Below are 20319 nucleotides of genomic sequence, written 5' to 3'. Positions count from 1 at the left end.
TCTCTTTACTCTATCTTCTATATTCTCAAAAAATAAAACATGAAAAAAGTACTTTTTATCGATCGTGACGGAACGATTGTTTTAGAACCAGAAAATTTACAATTAGACAGCTTAGATAAATTAGAATTTTATCCAAAAGCCTTTCAATATTTGGCTAAAATTGCCAGTGAATTAGATTACGAATTGGCAATGGTAACCAATCAGGACGGATTAGGAACAGATAGTTTTCCAGAAGATACGTTTTGGCCAACGCAGAATTTCATTTTAAAAGCTTTTCAAAACGAAGGAGTTTTGTTTGATGAGATTTTTGTAGACCGATCTTTTCCAGAAGATAATGCGCCGACACGCAAGCCTAGAACGGGAATGCTGACTAAATATTTAAACAATCCTGAATATGATTTAGAAAATTCGTTTGTTTTGGGCGATCGTTTAACAGATGTTGAATTGGCTAAAAATCTTGGTGCAAAAGCCATTTTTATGAATGATAAAGATGGGGCAGGAAGTAATGAGATTTCATCAAAACGTGAGGAATTGGACGAGACTATTGTTTTGCAATCGATGGATTGGAAAACGATTTATGAATTTTTAAAATTAGAGGCGCGTTCGGCTTCAATTACCCGTAAAACAAACGAAACGGATATTTATATCAATCTAAATCTGGATGGAACTGGAAAAAGCAAAATCGATACTGGAATTGCCTTTTTTGATCATATGTTAGATCAAATTTCACGTCACGGTCAAATGGATTTGGAGATTTTGGTAAAAGGTGATTTAGAAGTAGACGAGCACCACACCATCGAAGATACTGCAATTGCATTAGGCGAAGTATTCGCAAAAGCATTGGGGAATAAACTAGGAATTGAGCGTTACGGATTCTGTCTTCCAATGGATGATTGCCTAGCGCAGGCTGCAATTGATTTTGGAGGAAGAAACTGGCTGATTTGGGAAACTGAGTTTAAACGTGAAATGGTAGGTAAAATGCCGACTGAAATGTTTTATCACTTCTTTAAATCGTTTACAGACGGTGCAAAAGCGAACTTAAACATTAGAGCAGAAGGAATTAACGAACACCACAAAATCGAAGCAATTTTTAAAGCTTTCGCGAAAGCAATAAAAGTAGCTGTGAAAAGAGATACAGAAAAAATGATTTTGCCTTCGACGAAAGGAATGCTTTAATTAAGTCAAAAGTGGAAAGTCTTAAAGTCAAAAGATTCCAAAATTATGGATATCAAAAAGCAACTTTAAGATTTTAGACTTTGGACTTTTATACTTAAATAAATGAAAATAGTAATCATAAATTACGGAGCAGGAAATATTCAGAGCATTATGTTTGCTATTGAAAGATTGGGATTTAAAGCCGTTTTGAGTAATAATCCTGAGGAAATTCAGTCGGCAGATAAAGTGATTTTTCCTGGGGTAGGCGAGGCGAGTTCGGCAATGGCTAAACTTCGTGAAAGTGGTTTGGATAGTTTGATTCCGAATTTGAAACAGCCCGTTTTAGGAATTTGTCTCGGAATGCAGTTAATGTGTAATTCGTCTGAGGAAGGAAACACAAAAGGTTTAGGTATTTTTGATGTTGATGTTGTCAAATTTTCAAATCAGGTAAAAGTGCCGCAAATGGGATGGAATCAGATTTATGATTTGAAATCAGATTTATTTAAAGACATTCCAGAAAATGAATTCATGTATTTGGTACACAGTTTTTACGCGCCAAATTGCGATGAAGCCATTGCTACAACCAATTATGAACTGGAGTATGCATCGGCTTTGCAAAAAGATAATTTTTATGGAACTCAGTTTCATCCAGAGAAAAGCGGCGCTGTTGGGGAGAAAATACTTGACAATTTCTTGAAAATTCCAATTTCTTAAATTCCAAATTCCAATTACAATATCAATTACAATATTAAAAATCAATTTCAATTTTTAGAATCTAAACTCTAAAATCAGAAATCTAAAATATCAAAAAATGAGAATAATACCAGCCATAGATATCATTGACGGAAAATGTGTTCGTTTGTCAAAAGGCGATTATGATACCAAAATAATTTACAATGAAAATCCGCTTGAAGTGGCTAAATCATTTGAAGCACACGGAATCGAATATCTACATTTAGTAGATCTTGACGGTGCAAAATCGAGTAAAATTGTTAATTATAAGATTTTGGAACAAATTGCCACGCAAACTGGTTTGAAAATCGATTTTGGCGGCGGATTAAAATCTGATGATGATTTGAGAATTGCTTTCGAAAGTGGTGCAAATCAAATAACTGGAGGTAGTATTGCTGTGAAAAACAGAACGATTTTTGAAAAATGGATTTCAGAATATGGTTCTGATAAAATTATTTTAGGTGCCGATGCAAAAGACGAGAAAATAGCAGTTTCAGGCTGGTTGGAAGATTCGAATGAGGATTTAGTACCGTTTATTCAGGATTATCAATCGAAAGGAATTCAGTACGTTATCTGTACTGATATTGCAAAAGACGGAATGCTTGAAGGTCCGAGTTTTGATTTGTATGGGAAAATCCTTGATGAAGCAAAAGGAATAAAATTAATCGCTTCTGGTGGAATTTCAACTTTCGACGAACTGCCAAAATTAGCTGAATTGGGTTGTGAAGGAACAATCATTGGAAAAGCAATTTACGAAGGAAGAATTTCGCTTAAACAACTAGAGAATTATATTATTGGTAAAATGTAAAAAGTGAATTGTAGAATGAATGTTGTACGCTGTGCAGAAGAACATTTTACACCTTACATCTAACAATTAACAAAAAGAAAAATGTTAGCAAAAAGAATAATACCTTGCTTAGATATAAAAAACGGAAGAACTGTAAAAGGCGTTAATTTCGTTGACTTGCGTGATGCGGGAGATCCTGTCGAGCTAGCGGAGATTTACTCTGCTGAAGGGGCAGATGAATTGGTTTTTCTGGATATTTCGGCTACAGAAGAACGTCGTAAGACTTTGGTAGATATGGTGCGAAGTGTAGCGGAGAAAATTAATATTCCGTTTACGGTTGGCGGTGGTATTTCTTCTGTAGAAGATGTTGAAATTCTGCTGAATAACGGTGCAGATAAAGTTTCAATCAATTCATCGGCAGTAAAAAATCCGCAATTGATTAACGATTTAGCTCAGAAATTTGGAAGCCAATGTGTTGTAGTTGCCATCGATGCCAAACAAATTGACGGACAATGGATTGTACATTTAGTTGGCGGAAAAGTACCAACCGAATTAAATTTGTTCGACTGGGCGGTAGAAGTTGCAGAACGCGGCGCCGGAGAAATTCTCTTCACATCAATGGACAATGATGGAACGAAAAATGGTTTTGCAAATGAGGCTTTGTCAAAATTATCAACTTTAATTAATATTCCGATTATTGCATCTGGCGGTGCTGGAAATATACAGCATTTTGTAGATTCGTTTAAAGAGGGAAAAGCAGATGCCGCTTTGGCTGCGAGCGTTTTTCATTTTAAAGAAATCGAAATTAAAACTTTAAAAGAGGAGCTTCGGAAAAATGATATTGAAGTAAGGATTTAGAAATTCCAAATTTTTTAAATTCCAAATTCCAATTGCAATATCAATTTTTAAATTCCAAAAATTAAAATAATCATAGAGCCAAGAAATCTAAAATCTTCCCGATAGCTATCGGGACTAAAATCTAAAAATACAATGAACGTAGATATAAAAAGCGCACACGGATTGATTCCAGCAATAATTCAGGATTCAGAGACAAAAAATGTTCTGATGCTGGGGTATATGAATGAAGAATCATTGCAGAAAACAATAGAAACGAAGAAAGTAACATTTTTCAGCCGATCCAAACAAAGACTTTGGACAAAAGGCGAGGAGAGTGGAAATTTTTTAGAGCTTGTAGATATTAAAAATGACTGTGACGGCGATACACTTTTAATTCAGGCAAAACCTGTCGGTCCAACTTGTCATACAGGTGCAGATACTTGCTGGCAGGAACCGAATACTGCTAACTACGGTTTTATTTCTCAATTAGAAAATACAATCAAAACACGCAGGGAAAATGCTGATTCTGAGAAGAGTTATGTTGCCTCTTTATTCGAAAAAGGAATCAATAAAATTGCTCAAAAAGTTGGTGAAGAAGCTGTAGAAGTGGTTATTGAAGCAAAAGATGATAACGATGATTTGTTTCTTAGCGAAAGCGCTGATTTACTTTTTCACTATTTAATTTTATTACAAGCAAAAGGATTTCAGTTGAATGATGTGGTAGAAGTTTTGAAAAAACGTCAGAAGTAAAGAGCATAATTTCAACACAATCAAATCGTATTATAATTTAGAAATGTCTAAAATATAATGCGTTTTTTTGTGCGGAATAGTAAAATAAAGTACTTTTAATAGGTAAAAATATTCTTTATGAAATGGTATATCTGTTTGTTGTTATTTCTTAATTCCTATTTTAATTATGCTTTTAAGAAAGAAGCACTGCCATATTCTATCGTTATTTCAAAAGCAGATTTGATTGTTGATGGAGTTGTATCTAAAGTTTCTAAAGATAAATATGAATTTACAATTAGTCAATTTTTAAAAGGAAGATCAGCTATAAAAATTAGTATTTCCCTTTGGAAAGAATGGCTTTGTGATTCAAGAATAAAAGAGTTGAAACCTGGCCAGCGATTAATTTTATTTTTAGAAAAAACAGCTTATGGCAATTTTATTCCAATTAATCAAAGTACTGGAGAGCTGTACGTAGATAATGATACTTTCATAAATATACTTCTACCCAAAGATTTTTCTAATCCTACAGTTTTAAAAAAGGGAGTTTCTATGTTTTTGGAAACATATACGTTATATGGAGGTTTAAATTATGAATTTTCCCAAAAGCTGTATTTTTTACGTAACAAATCCATTTTTGCAGTTTATAGAATGACCACGTCTAATTCATTTTTTAAGTTTTTAGTTCAAGATGTGGAGTATTATAAGCCTACCGAAATATATCAGTTGTTCTATTAACTTCGAAAAATAAATCACTCCACAAACTCAAAAACAGCAAATTCCTGTGGCTGATGAAAGCCAAATTTCAAACTCTTATACGGTTGTAATGCAAGGTATTCGATCGTGTTACCGTAATCAATTCTAAAAGTATTTGCTTTCCATTTTGTACCATTTATTGGTTTTGAAAAATTACCGTTTTTAATTTTTTCAAGATTAGAAAACGGAATTTTAATTTCTACAGTATAGCCTTCTGAATTAATTTTGCTGACAGATTCCATTCCTTTAATATCAAATTGCATTGAGGTCTTCCATCCGCCGCAATCGGGAGAAATACATTTTAAAAGCAGGTCATAGTTAGTTGAAAATGCATTGACTCCAATCTCAATATAATTTTGACCGTCTCCATCAGGATCAATAAAAATCTCTACCAAATCATCGGTATAAAAAATCTGGGAATCTTTCTTCTGTGCTTTCCCAATGATCTTAGAATCGGTGCAGTTGTAAGCGATATATAAGTTTTCCTCATTCCACGAAAGTGAAACAAAAGTATTTTGAGCTGCTTTTTCACCAGAATTATGAATTACAAACGGACCTAGAAAAGTATTTTTCCAATCTGACAAATCACCGTCTACAGTTATTTCTTCATTAACCTTATAGACTGGAATAGTCTGCGAATAAATTCGGTTAACAGAGACCACGATGATTGAAAAAAGGAATAAATAAAATTTCATAAGAGTGACGGTAATTTTATTATGCTAAAATAGAGAAGAATAATGATTTTTGATGTAGCATCACTCGAATAGAAATCATAAAATTTAAAAAAACTTAATTCGAATGTTTACATTTGCTGTAGATTAATTCCCGAAGTTTCGGGATATATACTTATTTATTTTATATTTCTAACTAATGAAAAAATACTTTGGAAGCATTTTAACTGCTTTTTTAATTGGTTTCAGCGCTAATGCTCAAGGACTTTTAAATAAGTCAGAAACGGTTTTTACACATCAAGATACTTTACGCGGCAGCATTACAAAGGAAAGAGCTTGGTGGGATTTAAAATACTATCATTTGAATGTAAAGGTAAATCCTTCTGAAAAATCAATTTCAGGTTCTAACACTGTTCGTTACAAAGTTTTAACAGAAAACAACAGAATGCAGATTGATCTGCAGGAACCAATGAATATTACAAAGGTGACTCAGAATGGAAAAGATTTAAAGTTTGAAAGAGACGGGAATGCTTTCTTCATTACTTTAACGGAGAAACAAAAAGTTGGAGATACAAAAGAAATTGTAATCTCCTATAATGGAAAACCAAAAGAAGCGGTTAGAGCACCATGGGATGGAGGATTTTCTTGGAAAAAAGATAAAAATGGAAAAGATTTTATCGCTACATCTTGTCAGGGTTTAGGTGCAAGTGTTTGGTGGCCATGTAAAGACCATATGTATGATGAAGTTGAAAACATGTTAATTAGTGTAAATGTACCTGGAGATTTAACGGAAGTTTCTAATGGAAGACTGCAAAGTGTTAAAAAAGAAAAAGACGGAACAAAAACATTTAATTGGTATGTTTCAAACCCGATAAACAATTACGGAGTAAATATTAATATTGGTGATTACGTAAATTTTTCTGAAGTATTCAAAGGAGAAAAAGGTAATTTAGACTGTAATTATTATGTTTTAAAAGATAATTTGGCTTTAGCAAAAGAACATTTTAAAGATGCTCCAAAGATGCTTAAAGCTTTTGAAAGCTGGTTCGGACCTTATCCGTTTTATGAAGACAGTTACAAATTGGTAGAAGTTCCTTATTTAGGAATGGAGCACCAAAGTTCTGTAACGTATGGAAATCAATACAAACAAGGTTACTTAGGGCGCGATTTAAGCGGAACGGGCTGGGGATTAAAATTCGACTTTATTATTATTCACGAATCGGGTCACGAATGGTTTGCTAATAATATTACCTACAAAGATATCGCTGACATGTGGATTCATGAAAGTTTTACTAATTATTCAGAAAGTCTTTTTGTTGAGTATTACTACGGAAAAGAAGCTGCTGCTGAATATGTAATTGGCTGCAGAAAAAACATTCAGAATGATACGCCTATTATTGGTCATTATGATGTAAACAATGAAGGTTCTGGTGATATGTATCCGAAAGGTGCGAATATGCTGCATACCATCCGCCAGATTGTTAATGATGATGCTAAGTGGAAATCGATTTTAAGAGGTTTAAATAAAACTTTTTACCACCAAACGGTGACTTCAAAACAAATTGAAGATTATATAAATGACCAGTCTGGAATTAATTTCAACAGAGTTTATGCGCAATATTTAACTACAACTCAAATTCCAGTTTTTGAATATATGTTTAAAAATGGAACGCTGGGTTACCACTGGACAAATTGTGTTTCCAAGTTTGATATGCCTGTTAAGGTTAAAATTAATGGAGTGGAAACTTTGTTAAAACCAACAACAGAATGGCAGTCGGTAAAAACAACAAACGAAGATAGAAAGCTCGAAGTAGATAAAAATTTCTATGTAACGACTTCTAATATTGTGGAATAAATTTTAAAAATTCCAATACAAAAATCCCAAATTCCAAAATTGGAATTTATTAATACTAAACCCGACAGGTTTTTAAAACCTGTCGGGTTTGTTGTTTGCGTAAAGTTTGTCGTCCTGAGGAACGAAGGATCACACTATAAACTATCGAATAGTAATTTTCCAATCTTTGTTGATTTACGAGTGTGATCCTTCGTTCCTCAGGATGACAACAAAAGCGCTAAAAAAGTAAGTTTTTTTTAGCGCTTTTGTTATTGGAATTTGGAATTTAGAGAATTGGAATTTAAAAAACTTATCGATTATTCAATTTTGCTTTTTCCTTTATAATAGCAGCGATTTTTCGGTTTTCAATTTTACTTTCCAGCCAAGAAATAATATCTAGATACAAGAACGCTCTTTTTTCGTAAGTGTTCTTTTCCAACTCTACAAAACGAGCGTGCATTTTTTTAAATTCTTTCTTAATATCAGCAGGGTAAAAGTTGTTTAAATTTCTAAGGAATTTGATGATTTCTTTTTGAACTTCATGTAAATCATTCATTTTCAATAAAAACTTATAAGTGCTTTTAAGATGATTTTCTAAATAATAATCTTTTCCAAGTTCATAATGTGCAATTAGAGATAAAAGTCTCGCAAAGCACATCAAATCTTCGCGCATCGTTAAGTTCTTGTTGTTTATGATTTTATCTAAATAATTAATGCATTCGTTGTATTTTTCAACTCCAAAGTAAATAGAAGCAATCTTATAGAAAAACAACATTTCGTGGTGTTCATCAAGATGCTCACTGTGGACTTTAAGCTTAGTGAGAATCTCTGGAATTAGATATTCGCTTTCGGCAAAAGTTCCCTCTAAAATATGCAGATTTAATTTGTTATTATATACATATAAAAATGAAAGTGAGGCAATATTATCATTTGCAGGGAATTTTGGATCTGCGATAGTTTCTTCCAAAAGATTCAAGTATTTCTTGAAATTAGATTTGTACTTTAACATATAAAGCGATTCTAAGAAATAATGATTTCCTTTTAAGAAAAACACCGGATTCAAATAAATCATACTAGGATTATCGTAGAAAAGCTGTACCCATTTATAGGCATATTTATAACTAGCCAAGAAATCCTGAACTAGAAAACTTCTCCATAAATTAGCATTGTAAAACCAGTATTTCTCACGGAATCCGAATTTACTTTCGTCTAACTTTGCAATATGTCTATGGAAATAATCGTCAATATATTTGTATTCTGTATCACTTTTTACGTAACCCGTTTTAAGCATTATTCCGTATAACTGCAGCGATAAATTGGATAATTTACTCGAAATAGTATTACGATAATTCAATTCTTTAGCCTGAACAACCAGTTCGTCAGCGCGGCCTTGAATACTTCGGGTAATGTATTGTGATTCGATTAGTTTTTCAAACTCAACAATTTCATAGGCCATATATTTTTCATCATTCTCAAGTGCCTGCTGTTTTGTTTTGTCTAAAATTTTCAAACTCTGTTTGTACAATCCTTTATTATAAAGAATAACAGCAAAATCCATTTGTTCGCGAAGCTGATAACGAATATTCTGGCTCGGAATATTCAATCGGATACTTACTAGGATTTGTTTGTACAAGTATGATTTTAAATTAGATAGCTGTACTTTCTGAATAATACCGCTTTTCAGAATCAGCTTTTCATCGTAAACCTCAGATTTATCAAGAATGTTGAATAACTCGATAAATTTTGTGTTTGAACTCGTCTCTAATCGGCTTGCAAAAATTTTAAACTGCCTTTTTTCTGATTTCGAAAGTGATTTGATTAAAACAAATAAGAAATCTTTTTGATGGTTAGCCATTGTAAAAAATAATAATGTAACTTATTGATATTAAAGTAATTAATAAGGTATAAATCGTTTTATGAACAGTATAATTTCATTAAAATGAATTTGGTACTGCGGTAGTACAATATATATTTGTTATCAAGATGTGAAATTACATTAAATAAATGAATATGAATAGAGAGAAAGTTCAAATTTTTGACACCACTTTGCGAGATGGTGAACAAGTTCCAGGATGTAAGTTAGATACTAAACAAAAATTAGTTATCGCAGAACGACTTGACAAAATGGGAGTTGACATTATCGAAGCAGGCTTTCCTGTATCAAGTCCAGGCGATTTTTTATCCGTCTCTGAGATTTGTAAAATTGTAGAAAATGCAACGGTCTGCGGACTAACAAGAGCCGTAAAAAATGACATTGATGTTGCTGCAGCTGCTTTAAAGCACGCTAAGAGACCTAGAATCCATACTGGAATCGGAACTTCAGAATCTCATATCCTCCACAAATTAAATACTACTCCAGAAGATATTATTGCAAGAGCAAAGTATGCTGTGGCACATGCAAAGTCTTATGTAGAAGATGTTGAATTCTACGCAGAAGATGCTGGTAGAACAGATAATGCTTTCTTGGCAAAGGTTTGTGAAGAAGTGATTAAATCTGGAGCAACAGTACTAAATATTCCTGATACTACTGGATATTGTCTTCCAGAAGAATACGGAGCAAAAATTAAATATTTAAAAGAAAACGTAAAAGGAATCGAAAACGTAATCCTTTCATGTCATTGTCATAATGATTTAGGAATGGCAACTGCAAATTCAATTTCAGGTGCTATAAATGGAGCAAGACAAATAGAATGTACAATTAATGGTATTGGAGAAAGAGCTGGAAATACAGCACTTGAAGAAGTGGTAATGATTTTCAAACAACATCCTTACCTAAATTTAGATACAAACATTAATACAAGAGAATTGAACGAAATGAGTCGTTTGGTCTCTGAAAGTATGGGAATGATTGTACAGCCAAATAAAGCGATTGTAGGAGCAAATGCTTTTGCCCATAGTTCTGGTATTCACCAAGATGGTGTTATCAAAAACAGAGCTACTTATGAGATCATGGATCCGCTTGAAGTTGGTGTAAACGAATCTTCAATTATTTTGACAGCAAGAAGCGGAAGAGCAGCCTTGGCTTATAGAGCTAAAAAAGTGGGTTACGAGCTTACAAAAACACAGTTGGATATTGTATATATTGAGTTTTTAAAATTTGCAGATATCAAAAAAGAAGTAGTAGATGCTGATATTCATCAGATTATTGAAGCTTCTAAAATTGAAGGTGAATTAATTAGAAGCTAGTTAAGAAGAGAATAGAAAATAGAGCAAAGAAGATAGAGAAAAAATAATATAAGGATTTAAATACATAAAGAACGAGACGTTATGAATTTGAAAATTGCAGTTTTGCCAGGAGATGGAATTGGACCTGAGGTTATTTTACAAGCAAAAAAAGCGTTGTACGCTATTGCTGAAGTTTACAATCATGAATTTGTTTTTGAAGATGCGCTCATGGGAGCAGTTGCAATTGATAAAACAGGAAATCCTTTGCCGGAACAAACGCTTAATTTGTGTTTAAATACAGATGCAGTTTTGCTTGGGGCTATTGGTGATCCAAAATATGATAACAACCCAAATGCAAAAGTTCGTCCAGAACAAGGATTGTTAAAGCTTCGTAAAGAATTGGGCTTGTTTGCAAATATCCGTCCAATAAAACCTTATAAAGCATTAATTGATGCTTCTCCTTTAAAAAGAGAAATTATTGAAGGAGCAGATTTTACAATTTTCAGAGAATTAACAGGAGGTGCTTATTTTGGAGCTAAAACATTAAACGAAGAAGGAACGCACGCTTCTGATTTATGTGAATATACAGAAGAAGAAATCAGTAGAATTGCACATTTAGCTTTTAAATCGGCACAAAAACGTCGTAAGAAGTTAACAATGGTAGACAAAGCTAATGTTTTGGAAACTTCAAGATTGTGGAGAAAAGTAGTTCAGAAAGTGAGCTCAGATTATCCAGATGTCGCTTTAGATTTCTTGTTTGTTGACAATGCGGCAATGCAGTTAATCTTAAATCCAAAACAATTTGATGTGATTTTAACGGAGAACTTGTTTGGAGATATTTTATCTGATGAAGCTAGTGTAATTACAGGATCAATTGGTTTATTGCCATCAGTATCTTTAGGCGAAAAAAATGCTTTGTTTGAGCCAATTCACGGATCATATCCGCAGGCAAAAGGAAAAAATATTGCTAATCCGATTGCTTCGATTTTAGCAGCTGCACTTTTGCTAGAGCATTTTGGATTAACTAAAGAAGCTAATGTAATTTATAAAGCGGTTGAAAAAGCAATTGAGTACAAAGTTGTAACAGTTGACTTAAAACCAGATTCAAAATTTGGAACAAATGAAGTAGGAGAGTTTGTTTCTAATTTTATTTTCAGTAAAGATGATTTACTGTATTTTAATAATGATAATGTAAGTATTGGGCAATCTACAATTGTTTAATATTTTTTGTTAAAAAGTGAAGATAATCACAAGAAGTATTTGAAATGTTGAGATTTTATTTTTTTAGTTCCATAAGTTTAGCTACTTTTGTGACACTAAAAAGTAAATGATGCAAATCTCAATTATTATTATTTCTGTCGTTGTTGTCAATGTGATTCACACATCTGCATCGGGAATGTTATAAATATAATTGAAAAACTATATTACAAACCTTCCAAATACTGGAAGGTTTTTTTTTGGAATAAAAATTAAAATAAAATAAAACAATAATGGAATTAAATAAGTACAGCAAGACCATCACTCAAGATCAAACACAGCCTGCGGCGCAAGCAATGTTGTACGGAATTGGTTTAACTGAAGAAGATTTAAAAAAAGCACAAGTTGGTATTGTGAGCATGGGTTACGATGGTAACACTTGTAATATGCACTTAAATGATTTAGCAAAAGATGTTAAAAAAGGTGTTTGGGATGTAGATCTTGTCGGACTTATTTTTAATACCATTGGTGTCAGTGACGGAATTTCTAATGGAACGGAAGGAATGCGTTTTTCATTGGTTTCTCGTGATGTAATCGCAGATTCAATTGAAACAGTTGTAGGTGGACAATGGTATGATGGTGTAATTGCAATTCCTGGCTGTGACAAAAATATGCCCGGAGCATTAATCGCTATGGGAAGATTAAACCGCCCATCGATGATGGTTTATGGAGGATCAATCCACTCTGGAAAATGGAAAGGAGAATCACTAAATATCGTTTCTGCTTTTGAAGCTTTAGGTAAAAAAGTAAAAAATGAAATTACACCAGAAGACTTTAAAGGTGTTATTCAAAATGCCTGCCCTGGTGCTGGTGCGTGTGGTGGTATGTATACTGCAAATACAATGTCTTCTGCAATTGAGGCATTAGGAATGAGTTTGCCATACAGTTCTTCAAACCCTGCTTTAAGTCAGGAAAAAAGAGATGAATGTCTTGCTGCAGGTGCTGCTATTAAAGTTTTATTAGAAAAAGATATTAAGCCAAGAGATATTATGACTCGCAAAGCTTTCGAAAATGCTATTACAATTGTAGCAGTTTTAGGAGGTTCTACAAATGCAGTTATGCACTTAATTGCAATGGCTCACGCTGTTGATATCAAAATTACTTTGGATGATTTTCAAGCAATTAATGACAAAACACCAGTTTTGGCTGACATGAAGCCAAGTGGTAAATATATGATGGAAGATATTCATGAAGTTGGAGGTATTCCTTCAGTAATGAAATATTTATTGAAAGAAGGATTAATTCATGGAGATTGTTTAACTGTAACTGGAAAAACGGTTGCAGAAAACTTAGCAAGTATTCCAGATTTACAAGACGGACAGCAAGTAATCCATGAAATTCAAAAAGCATTAAAACCTACAGGAAATATTCAGGTTTTATACGGAAATCTTGCTTCTGAAGGTGCTGTTGCGAAAATCAGTGGTAAAGAAGGAGAATATTTTGAAGGACCAGCTGTAGTTTTTGAAGGAGAATTTGAAGTAATCCCAGGTCTTCAGGCCGGAAAAATAAAACCAGGTAATGTAGTCGTCATCAGGTATTGCGGGCCAAAAGGTGGTCCAGGGATGCCTGAAATGCTGAAACCTACATCTGCGATTATTGGAGCTGGATTAGGAAGCAGCTGTGCTCTTATTACAGACGGAAGGTTCTCTGGAGGTTCGCATGGATTCGTGGTAGGACACGTAACACCAGAAGCTTATGATGGTGGTGGTATTGCTCTAGTAAAAGATGGTGATTTGATTGCGATCGATGCTGTAAAAAATACTATTGACCTGAAGATTTCCGACGAAGAATTTGCAGCTAGAAAAGCGGCTTGGGTACAACCGCCGTTAAAAGTTACAAAAGGAGTTTTACTTAAATACGCCAGATCGGTGTCAAGCGCTTCAACAGGCTGCGTTACCGATAACTAATTAAATAACAATATCAAAAATCAATAGCAATGACAATAACAACATCAAAAATCAAATAGCAAAAAAAAAATCAATTTAGAATTTTTCATTAAAATTGATTTTGACATTGCCATTGAATTTTTTGATATTGATTTTTGAAATTGACATTGATAAAACAAAATATACTATGAAAATATCAGGGGCAGAAGCCGTTATAAGATGTTTATTAGCAGAGGGAGTAGACTTGGTTTATGGTTATCCAGGAGGAGCAATCATGCCGGTTTATGACGAATTATATAAATTTCAAGATCAATTACACCACGTTTTAGTACGTCACGAACAAGGTGCAACGCATGCAGCTCAAGGATACGCGAGAGCTACAGGAAAAGTAGGAGTGGCAATTGCTACTTCTGGGCCGGGAGCAACTAATCTTGTAACTGGAATTGCAGATGCTCAAATTGATTCAACACCAATGGTTTGTATCACTGGACAAGTTGGAAAACATTTATTGGGTTCTGATGCTTTTCAGGAAACAGATATTATCGGAATTTCTACTCCGGTTACAAAATGGAATTATCAGGTAACGGAGGCTTCTGAAATTCCTGAAATTATAGCAAGAGCTTTTTATATCGCTCGTTCTGGACGTCCAGGACCTGTATTAATTGATATTACTAAAAATGCTCAGTTTGATGAGTTTGATTTTAGTTATGAAAAATGTACAGGAATTAGAAGTTATGTTCCGGTTCCAAAATTAAAATTAGATAAAGTTGCCGAAGCTGCAGCCTTAATTAATAGTGCCAAAAAGCCTTTTATTGTTTTCGGACAGGGAATTATTCTCGGTCAAGCCGAAGAGCAGTTAAAAGCTTTAATTGAAAAATCGGGAATTCCAGCTGGGTGGACTATTTTAGGTCTTTCGGCTCTTCCAACAGATCATCCTTTAAATGTTGGAATGTTAGGAATGCATGGAAATTATGGGCCAAATATGCTTACTAATCAGTGTGATGTGCTTATTGCTTTAGGAATGCGTTTTGATGACCGTGTTACGGGAAGTTTAAAAACGTATGCAAAACAGGCAAAAGTGATTCACTTTGAAATTGATCCTGCAGAAATCGATAAAAACGTAAAAACAGAAGTTGCTGTTTTAGGAGATGTCAGAGAAGCTTTAAATGCTTTACTGCCTTTAATTGAAAACAATTCTCATGAATCTTGGCACAATGAATTCAAAGAATTACAAAAGATAGAGGTTGAAACGGTTATTAATGAAGAATTAAATCCAACAAACAATAAAGGAATTTCAATGGGTGAAACTATTGAAATGATTAACAAACACTCAAAAGGTGATGCTATTATCGTTTCAGATGTTGGTCAGCACCAAATGTTTGCTTGTCGTTATGCTAAATTTAATTCAACAAAAAGTAATATTACTTCAGGCGGATTAGGAACAATGGGATTTGCTTTGCCAGCTGCAATTGGAGCTAAAATGGGAAGACCAGATCGTGAAGTAGTTGCTATTATTGGTGATGGAGGTTTCCAGATGACAATTCAGGAATTGGGAACTATTTTTCAGACTAAGGTTCCTGTAAAAATTGTCATTTTAAATAATGAGTTTTTAGGAATGGTGCGTCAATGGCAGGAATTGTTCTTTGATAACCGATATGCATCAACAAAAATGATTAATCCAAATTTTGTTGCAATTGCTGAAGGATACCATATTAAATCTAAAAAAGTTTCACAAAGAGAAGATTTAGATGAAGCAGTAGCAGAAATGCTGGCTTCAAAAGAATCTTATTTCTTAGAGGTCATGGTGGAAAAAGAAAACAACGTTTTCCCAATGATTCCAACAGGAGCATGTGTTTCAGAAATTAGATTAAGCTAGGAAAAGTTTCAGGTTTCAAGTTTAAGGTTTCAGGTTCTGTTGAGAACGTGAAACCTGAAACTTGAAACAAAATAAACTAAAAAACAAAATGGAAGATAAAACATTTACCATATCGGTATACTCAGAAAATAACGTGGGTTTATTAAATAGAATATCAGGTATATTCTTAAAGCGTCACATTAATATATTAAGTCTAAATGTTTCTGAATCAGAAATAGAGAATGTTTCTAGATTTATCATTGTTGTAGAAACAACAGAAAAATGGGTTCAGAATATTGTTGGTCAGATTGAAAAACAAATTGAAGTTATAAAAGCATTTTATCACACAGATGAAGAAACTATTTATTTAGAAAATGCATTATTTAAAATCGCTTCAAATTTATTGTTTGATGAGAAACAAATTCAGAATATTATCAAAGACAGCCAGTCTACGATTGTTACGGTTTCAAGGGATTTCTTTGTGATTTCAAAATCGGGGAGACGTTCTGAAATTGAAGAATTATACAAAAAATTCAAACCATACGGCATAATGCAGTTTGTACGTTCTGGAAGAATTTCAGTTTCTAAAGAAAAAATGGAAATTTCATCTTTATTAGAATCTTATAAATAAACAGTTTAGTTACCCAAATTATAAAAATTATTAAATATCATTTCATTAAATATTAAAACAAAAATGGCAAATTATTTCAATACATTACCACTTAGATTACAATTAGAACAATTAGGAGTTTGCGAATTTATGGAGCAGTCTGAATTTGCAGACGGTATTGCTGCATTGGCAGGAAAAAAAGTTGTAATTGTAGGCTGTGGAGCACAAGGTTTGAATCAAGGATTAAACATGAGAGATTCTGGTTTAGATATTTCTTATGCATTACGTGCAGATGCAATAGCTGAAAAAAGAGCTTCTTATAAAAATGCTACTGAAAATGGTTTCACTGTAGGAACTTATGAAGAATTGATTCCAACAGCAGATTTAGTTTGTAATCTTACACCAGACAAGCAACATACAGCTGTGGTAACTGCTATTATGCCATTAATGAAAAAAGATTCTACTTTGGCTTATTCTCACGGATTCAACATCGTAGAAGAAGGAATGCAGATTCGTAAAGATATTACAGTAATTATGTGCGCACCTAAATGTCCAGGTTCTGAGGTTCGTGAAGAATACAAAAGAGGTTTTGGAGTTCCAACACTTATTGCAGTTCACCCAGAGAATGATCCAAACGGTTTAGGCTTAGATCAGGCAAAAGCTTATGCAGTTGGAACTGGAGGACACAGAGCAGGGGTTTTAAGATCATCTTTCGTAGCTGAAGTAAAATCAGATTTAATGGGTGAGCAAACTATCCTTTGTGGTTTATTACAAACTGGATCTATTTTATGTTTTGATAAAATGGTTGAAAAAGGAATTGATGCTGCTTATGCTTCAAAATTAATTCAATACGGATGGGAAACTATTACTGAGGCTTTGAAACACGGAGGTATCACAAACATGATGGACCGTCTATCAAACCCTGCAAAAATTGAAGCTTATGAGTTAGCTGAAGAATTAAAAGACATCATGCGTCCGTTATTCCAAAAACACCAAGATGATATTATTTCTGGAGAATTTTCAAGAACTATGATGGCTGACTGGGCTAATGATGATGTTAATTTATTAAAATGGAGAGCTGCAACAGGAGAAACTAACTTCGAAAAAACTGCACCGCAGGAAGCTCCAATTTCTGAGCAGGAATATTTTGATAATGGAGTATTAATGATTGCAATGGTTAAAGCGGGTGTTGAATTAGCTTTCGAAACAATGACAGAAGCTGGTATCATCGAAGAATCTGCTTATTATGAGTCATTACACGAATTGCCATTAATTGCAAACACAATCGCAAGAAAGAAATTATTCGAAATGAACCGTGTAATTTCTGACACTGCAGAATATGGCTGTTATTTGTTTGATCATGCATGTAAGCCTTTGTTGACTGAATTCATGAAAAATGTAGAAACTAATATTATTGGTAAACCATTTTCAACTTCAAATGCAGTAGACAATGCGGTATTAATTGCTGTAAATAAAGAAATTCGCCAGCACCCTATCGAAGAAGTAGGAGCATGGTTGAGAGAGTCTATGACAGCTATGAAAAAAATTGGATAATTAAAAAATGGGAATTCCCGCAAAATTGGATTTTGCGGGATTTGCACTGTATCAATGATTTGTAATATTTTGAATTAGTAAGCACTTATTAAGAAAATAGATATAGATGCATATTGCATTCACTTAACTTCTGCAAGGTTAAGTTAAGTGAAGCTAATCCCATAATGGGGTATATTTAATAAAATATACTTGTTGAAATTTCTGTTTTAATTAATAAAGATGCTGCTATTTTCAAAATAGAGAAAAGTATGGTAAAAGCAGTTTTAAAAAATTAATTGTTATTGAAATTTGTTAAATTAAAAAAGGCATAATATCTATTTATTATGCCTTTTTTGCCCTTTCTAATTTGGTTTAAAAAATAAAAAAATATACCAAATGCAAATAATAATCATGTTTTATTAAATAAATGTTTTTTTTTAATAAAATTTATGAATTAAATTATTTCTAGAATACATTCAGATTTAATACATTTATAAAAAAATTCAACAAACGATGAGCTATTACAAAATTGAAAATTTAGAACAATATTTTAAACATTATAATAAATCAATAAGAGAGCCAAGAAAGTTTTGGGGAAAGATAGCTGAGGAAAATTTCACATGGTACCAACAATGGGAAAAAGTAGTTGATTTTAATATGGCTGAAGCTGAAGTAAAATGGTTTACAGAAGCTAAAGTCAACATTACCAAAAATTGTATTGATAGACATTTAAGCAAAAGAGGCGATAAAACGGCAATTATTTTTGAACCGAACGATCCTTCTGAAGAAGCTTTACATATAACGTATAACGAATTATACGAAAGAGTTTCAAAAATGGCAAACGTTCTTCGCGAGCAAGGTGTTCGTAAAGGAGACAGAGTTTGTGTTTATCTGCCAATGATTCCTGAGTTAGCCGTTGCTGTTTTGGCTTGTGCTAGAATTGGAGCAATACATTCTGTTATTTTTGCTGGATTTTCTGCATCTGCAGTTTCAGCAAGAATTAATGACTGCGAATGTAAAATGGTTATCACATCTGATGGAGGTTATAGAGGAAACAAAACAATTGACTTAAAAGGAATTGTTGATGAAGCTTTAGAAACTTGCCCATCTGTCGCAAAAGTTTTAGTTGCGAAAAGAACTAAGACTGAAGTAAAAATGAAAGAAGGTCGTGACGAATGGTTACAGCCTTTATTAGATGCAGCTTTAGACAATAGTGTTGCTGAAATTATGGACGCAGAAGATCCGTTGTTTATTTTATATACTTCAGGATCAACAGGAAAACCAAAAGGAATGGTTCATACTACTGCTGGTTACATGGTTTATACAGCATACACATTTAAAAATGTTTTTAGCCACGAAGAAAATGATATTTTCTGGTGTACTGCAGATATTGGATGGATTACTGGACACTCGTACATTTTATACGGACCATTATTAAATGGAGGTACAACTGTTATTTTTGAAGGAGTTCCTTCTTACCCAGATTTCAGCCGTTTTTGGGAAATTATCGAAAAACATAAAATTACACAATTCTATACAGCACCAACTGCAATTCGTTCGTTAGCAAAAGAAAGTTTAGATTATATTCAAAAATATCCCCTAAAATCTCTTAAAGTTATTGGATCTGTTGGAGAGCCAATTAACGAAGAAGCTTGGCACTGGTTCAATGACCACGTAGGAGATAAGAGATGTCCGGTTGTTGATACTTGGTGGCAGACAGAAACTGGAGGAATCATGATTTCGCCAATTGCTTTTGTAACCCCAACCAAGCCAACTTATGCAACTTTACCATTGCCTGGAATTCAGCCCGTTTTGATGGATGAAAAACGCAACGAAATTGAAGGAAACCAAGTTGTGGGAAGTTTATGTATTAAATTTCCTTGGCCGGGAATTGCCAGAACAATCTGGGGAAATCACGATCGTTACAAAGAAACTTATTTCTCTGCTTTTCCAGGAAAATATTTTACAGGAGACGGAGCATTAAGAGATGAAGTTGGATACTACAGAATTACGGGTAGAGTAGATGATGTTGTAATTGTTTCAGGTCACAATTTAGGAACAGCGCCAATTGAAGATGCGATCAATGAGCATCCTGCAGTTGCAGAATCTGCTATTGTTGGAGTTCCTCATGATATTAAAGGAAACGCTTTATATGGTTATGTTATTCTAAAAGAAACTGGAGAAGTTAGAAATAAAGAGAATTTGTCAAAAGAGATCAATCAATATATTGCAGATCACATTGGACCAATTGCTAAATTGGATAAAATTCAGTTTGTTTCTGGACTTCCAAAAACTCGCTCTGGAAAAATTATGCGTAGAATTTTACGTAAAATAGCCGAAGGAGATTTTTCTAATTTTGGAGATACGTCAACATTATTAAATCCAGAAGTTGTAGAACAAATTATGAATGAAAGAATTTCTTAAGTAAAATATAGATCAATAAAAAATGCCTCTTAAATTTTAAGAGGCATTTTTGTTTACTAAAGTATTTTTGGAATTTGGAATTTCAATTTTG

The 20319-nt window shown here is 33.3% G+C and carries 16 protein-coding genes; 14 read left to right on the top strand and 2 right to left on the bottom strand.

Features of this window, described 5'->3' with window-relative positions; all coding sequences use genetic code 11:
• Positions 1 to 39: 39 nt before the first annotated feature.
• From hisB to BSF42_RS00820, 6 genes are all read left to right on the top strand, one after another.
• Positions 40 to 1176, top strand: a complete 1137-nt coding sequence (hisB, locus tag BSF42_RS00845) for a bifunctional histidinol-phosphatase/imidazoleglycerol-phosphate dehydratase HisB (RefSeq protein WP_095951233.1) — start codon at positions 40 to 42, stop codon at positions 1174 to 1176.
• Between the two features lie 102 nt (positions 1177 to 1278).
• Positions 1279 to 1869 carry an imidazole glycerol phosphate synthase subunit HisH gene (gene hisH, locus BSF42_RS00840; RefSeq protein WP_095951232.1) on the top strand — a complete coding sequence of 197 codons (591 nt, stop codon included), beginning with the start codon at positions 1279 to 1281 and terminating at the stop codon, positions 1867 to 1869.
• Positions 1870 to 1966: 97 nt separating this feature from the next.
• Positions 1967 to 2695, top strand: a complete 729-nt coding sequence (gene hisA, locus BSF42_RS00835; protein WP_095951231.1) for a 1-(5-phosphoribosyl)-5-[(5-phosphoribosylamino)methylideneamino]imidazole-4-carboxamide isomerase — start codon at positions 1967 to 1969, stop codon at positions 2693 to 2695.
• Positions 2696 to 2776: 81 nt separating this feature from the next.
• A complete protein-coding gene (gene hisF, locus BSF42_RS00830) occupies positions 2777 to 3532 on the top strand; it encodes an imidazole glycerol phosphate synthase subunit HisF (RefSeq protein ID WP_095951230.1) in 756 nt (251 codons plus the stop codon).
• A 132-nt stretch (positions 3533 to 3664) separates the two neighbouring features.
• Entirely contained in the window at positions 3665 to 4261 is a 597-nt protein-coding gene (gene hisIE / locus BSF42_RS00825; protein ID WP_095951229.1) for a bifunctional phosphoribosyl-AMP cyclohydrolase/phosphoribosyl-ATP diphosphatase HisIE, read from the top strand.
• A 117-nt stretch (positions 4262 to 4378) separates the two neighbouring features.
• Positions 4379 to 4975 (top strand): hypothetical protein, encoded by a 597-nt coding sequence (locus tag BSF42_RS00820; protein ID WP_095951228.1) that lies wholly within the window; start codon positions 4379 to 4381, stop codon positions 4973 to 4975.
• A gap of 14 nt (positions 4976 to 4989) precedes the next feature.
• Here the strand turns inward: BSF42_RS00820 and BSF42_RS00815 are convergent, their stop codons facing one another.
• The gene (locus BSF42_RS00815) at positions 4990 to 5688 is read right to left on the bottom strand and encodes a carbohydrate-binding family 9-like protein (protein WP_095951227.1); all 699 of its coding nucleotides are present in this window, start codon (positions 5686 to 5688) and stop codon (positions 4990 to 4992) included.
• A gap of 175 nt (positions 5689 to 5863) precedes the next feature.
• Here BSF42_RS00815 and BSF42_RS00810 point away from each other — a divergent pair, with 175 nt between their 5' ends.
• Positions 5864 to 7519, top strand: coding sequence for a M1 family metallopeptidase (locus tag BSF42_RS00810; RefSeq protein ID WP_095951226.1), 1656 nt, complete (start codon positions 5864 to 5866; stop codon positions 7517 to 7519).
• Between the two features lie 289 nt (positions 7520 to 7808).
• On the opposite strand, the gene BSF42_RS00805 is transcribed toward BSF42_RS00810, so the two are convergent.
• The gene (locus BSF42_RS00805) at positions 7809 to 9353 is read right to left on the bottom strand and encodes a hypothetical protein (RefSeq protein WP_095951225.1); all 1545 of its coding nucleotides are present in this window, start codon (positions 9351 to 9353) and stop codon (positions 7809 to 7811) included.
• A gap of 155 nt (positions 9354 to 9508) precedes the next feature.
• Here BSF42_RS00805 and BSF42_RS00800 point away from each other — a divergent pair, with 155 nt between their 5' ends.
• From BSF42_RS00800 to acs, 7 genes are all read left to right on the top strand, one after another.
• Positions 9509 to 10684, top strand: a complete 1176-nt coding sequence (locus tag BSF42_RS00800) for a 2-isopropylmalate synthase (protein WP_095951629.1) — start codon at positions 9509 to 9511, stop codon at positions 10682 to 10684.
• Positions 10685 to 10765: 81 nt separating this feature from the next.
• Positions 10766 to 11884 carry a 3-isopropylmalate dehydrogenase gene (gene leuB / locus BSF42_RS00795; protein WP_095951224.1) on the top strand — a complete coding sequence of 373 codons (1119 nt, stop codon included), beginning with the start codon at positions 10766 to 10768 and terminating at the stop codon, positions 11882 to 11884.
• Between the two features lie 269 nt (positions 11885 to 12153).
• Positions 12154 to 13827: a dihydroxy-acid dehydratase gene (gene ilvD / locus BSF42_RS00790; RefSeq protein ID WP_095951223.1), complete on the top strand. Its 1674-nt coding sequence runs from the start codon at positions 12154 to 12156 to the stop codon at positions 13825 to 13827.
• Positions 13828 to 13993: 166 nt separating this feature from the next.
• Positions 13994 to 15682 (top strand): biosynthetic-type acetolactate synthase large subunit, encoded by a 1689-nt coding sequence (gene ilvB / locus BSF42_RS00785; protein WP_095951628.1) that lies wholly within the window; start codon positions 13994 to 13996, stop codon positions 15680 to 15682.
• An 88-nt stretch (positions 15683 to 15770) separates the two neighbouring features.
• Positions 15771 to 16292 carry an acetolactate synthase small subunit gene (gene ilvN / locus BSF42_RS00780; RefSeq protein WP_095951222.1) on the top strand — a complete coding sequence of 174 codons (522 nt, stop codon included), beginning with the start codon at positions 15771 to 15773 and terminating at the stop codon, positions 16290 to 16292.
• Between the two features lie 63 nt (positions 16293 to 16355).
• Positions 16356 to 17825 carry a ketol-acid reductoisomerase gene (gene ilvC, locus BSF42_RS00775; protein WP_095951221.1) on the top strand — a complete coding sequence of 490 codons (1470 nt, stop codon included), beginning with the start codon at positions 16356 to 16358 and terminating at the stop codon, positions 17823 to 17825.
• A gap of 492 nt (positions 17826 to 18317) precedes the next feature.
• Positions 18318 to 20228: an acetate--CoA ligase gene (acs, locus tag BSF42_RS00770; protein ID WP_095951220.1), complete on the top strand. Its 1911-nt coding sequence runs from the start codon at positions 18318 to 18320 to the stop codon at positions 20226 to 20228.
• Positions 20229 to 20319 lie beyond the last annotated feature (91 nt).

Source organism: Flavobacterium sp. ACN6, assembly GCF_002304005.1.
In the GTDB taxonomy this organism is placed as follows: domain Bacteria; phylum Bacteroidota; class Bacteroidia; order Flavobacteriales; family Flavobacteriaceae; genus Flavobacterium.
The sequence above is the reverse complement of the archived record's forward strand: the minus strand, read 5'-3'. Positions and strand labels throughout refer to the sequence as shown.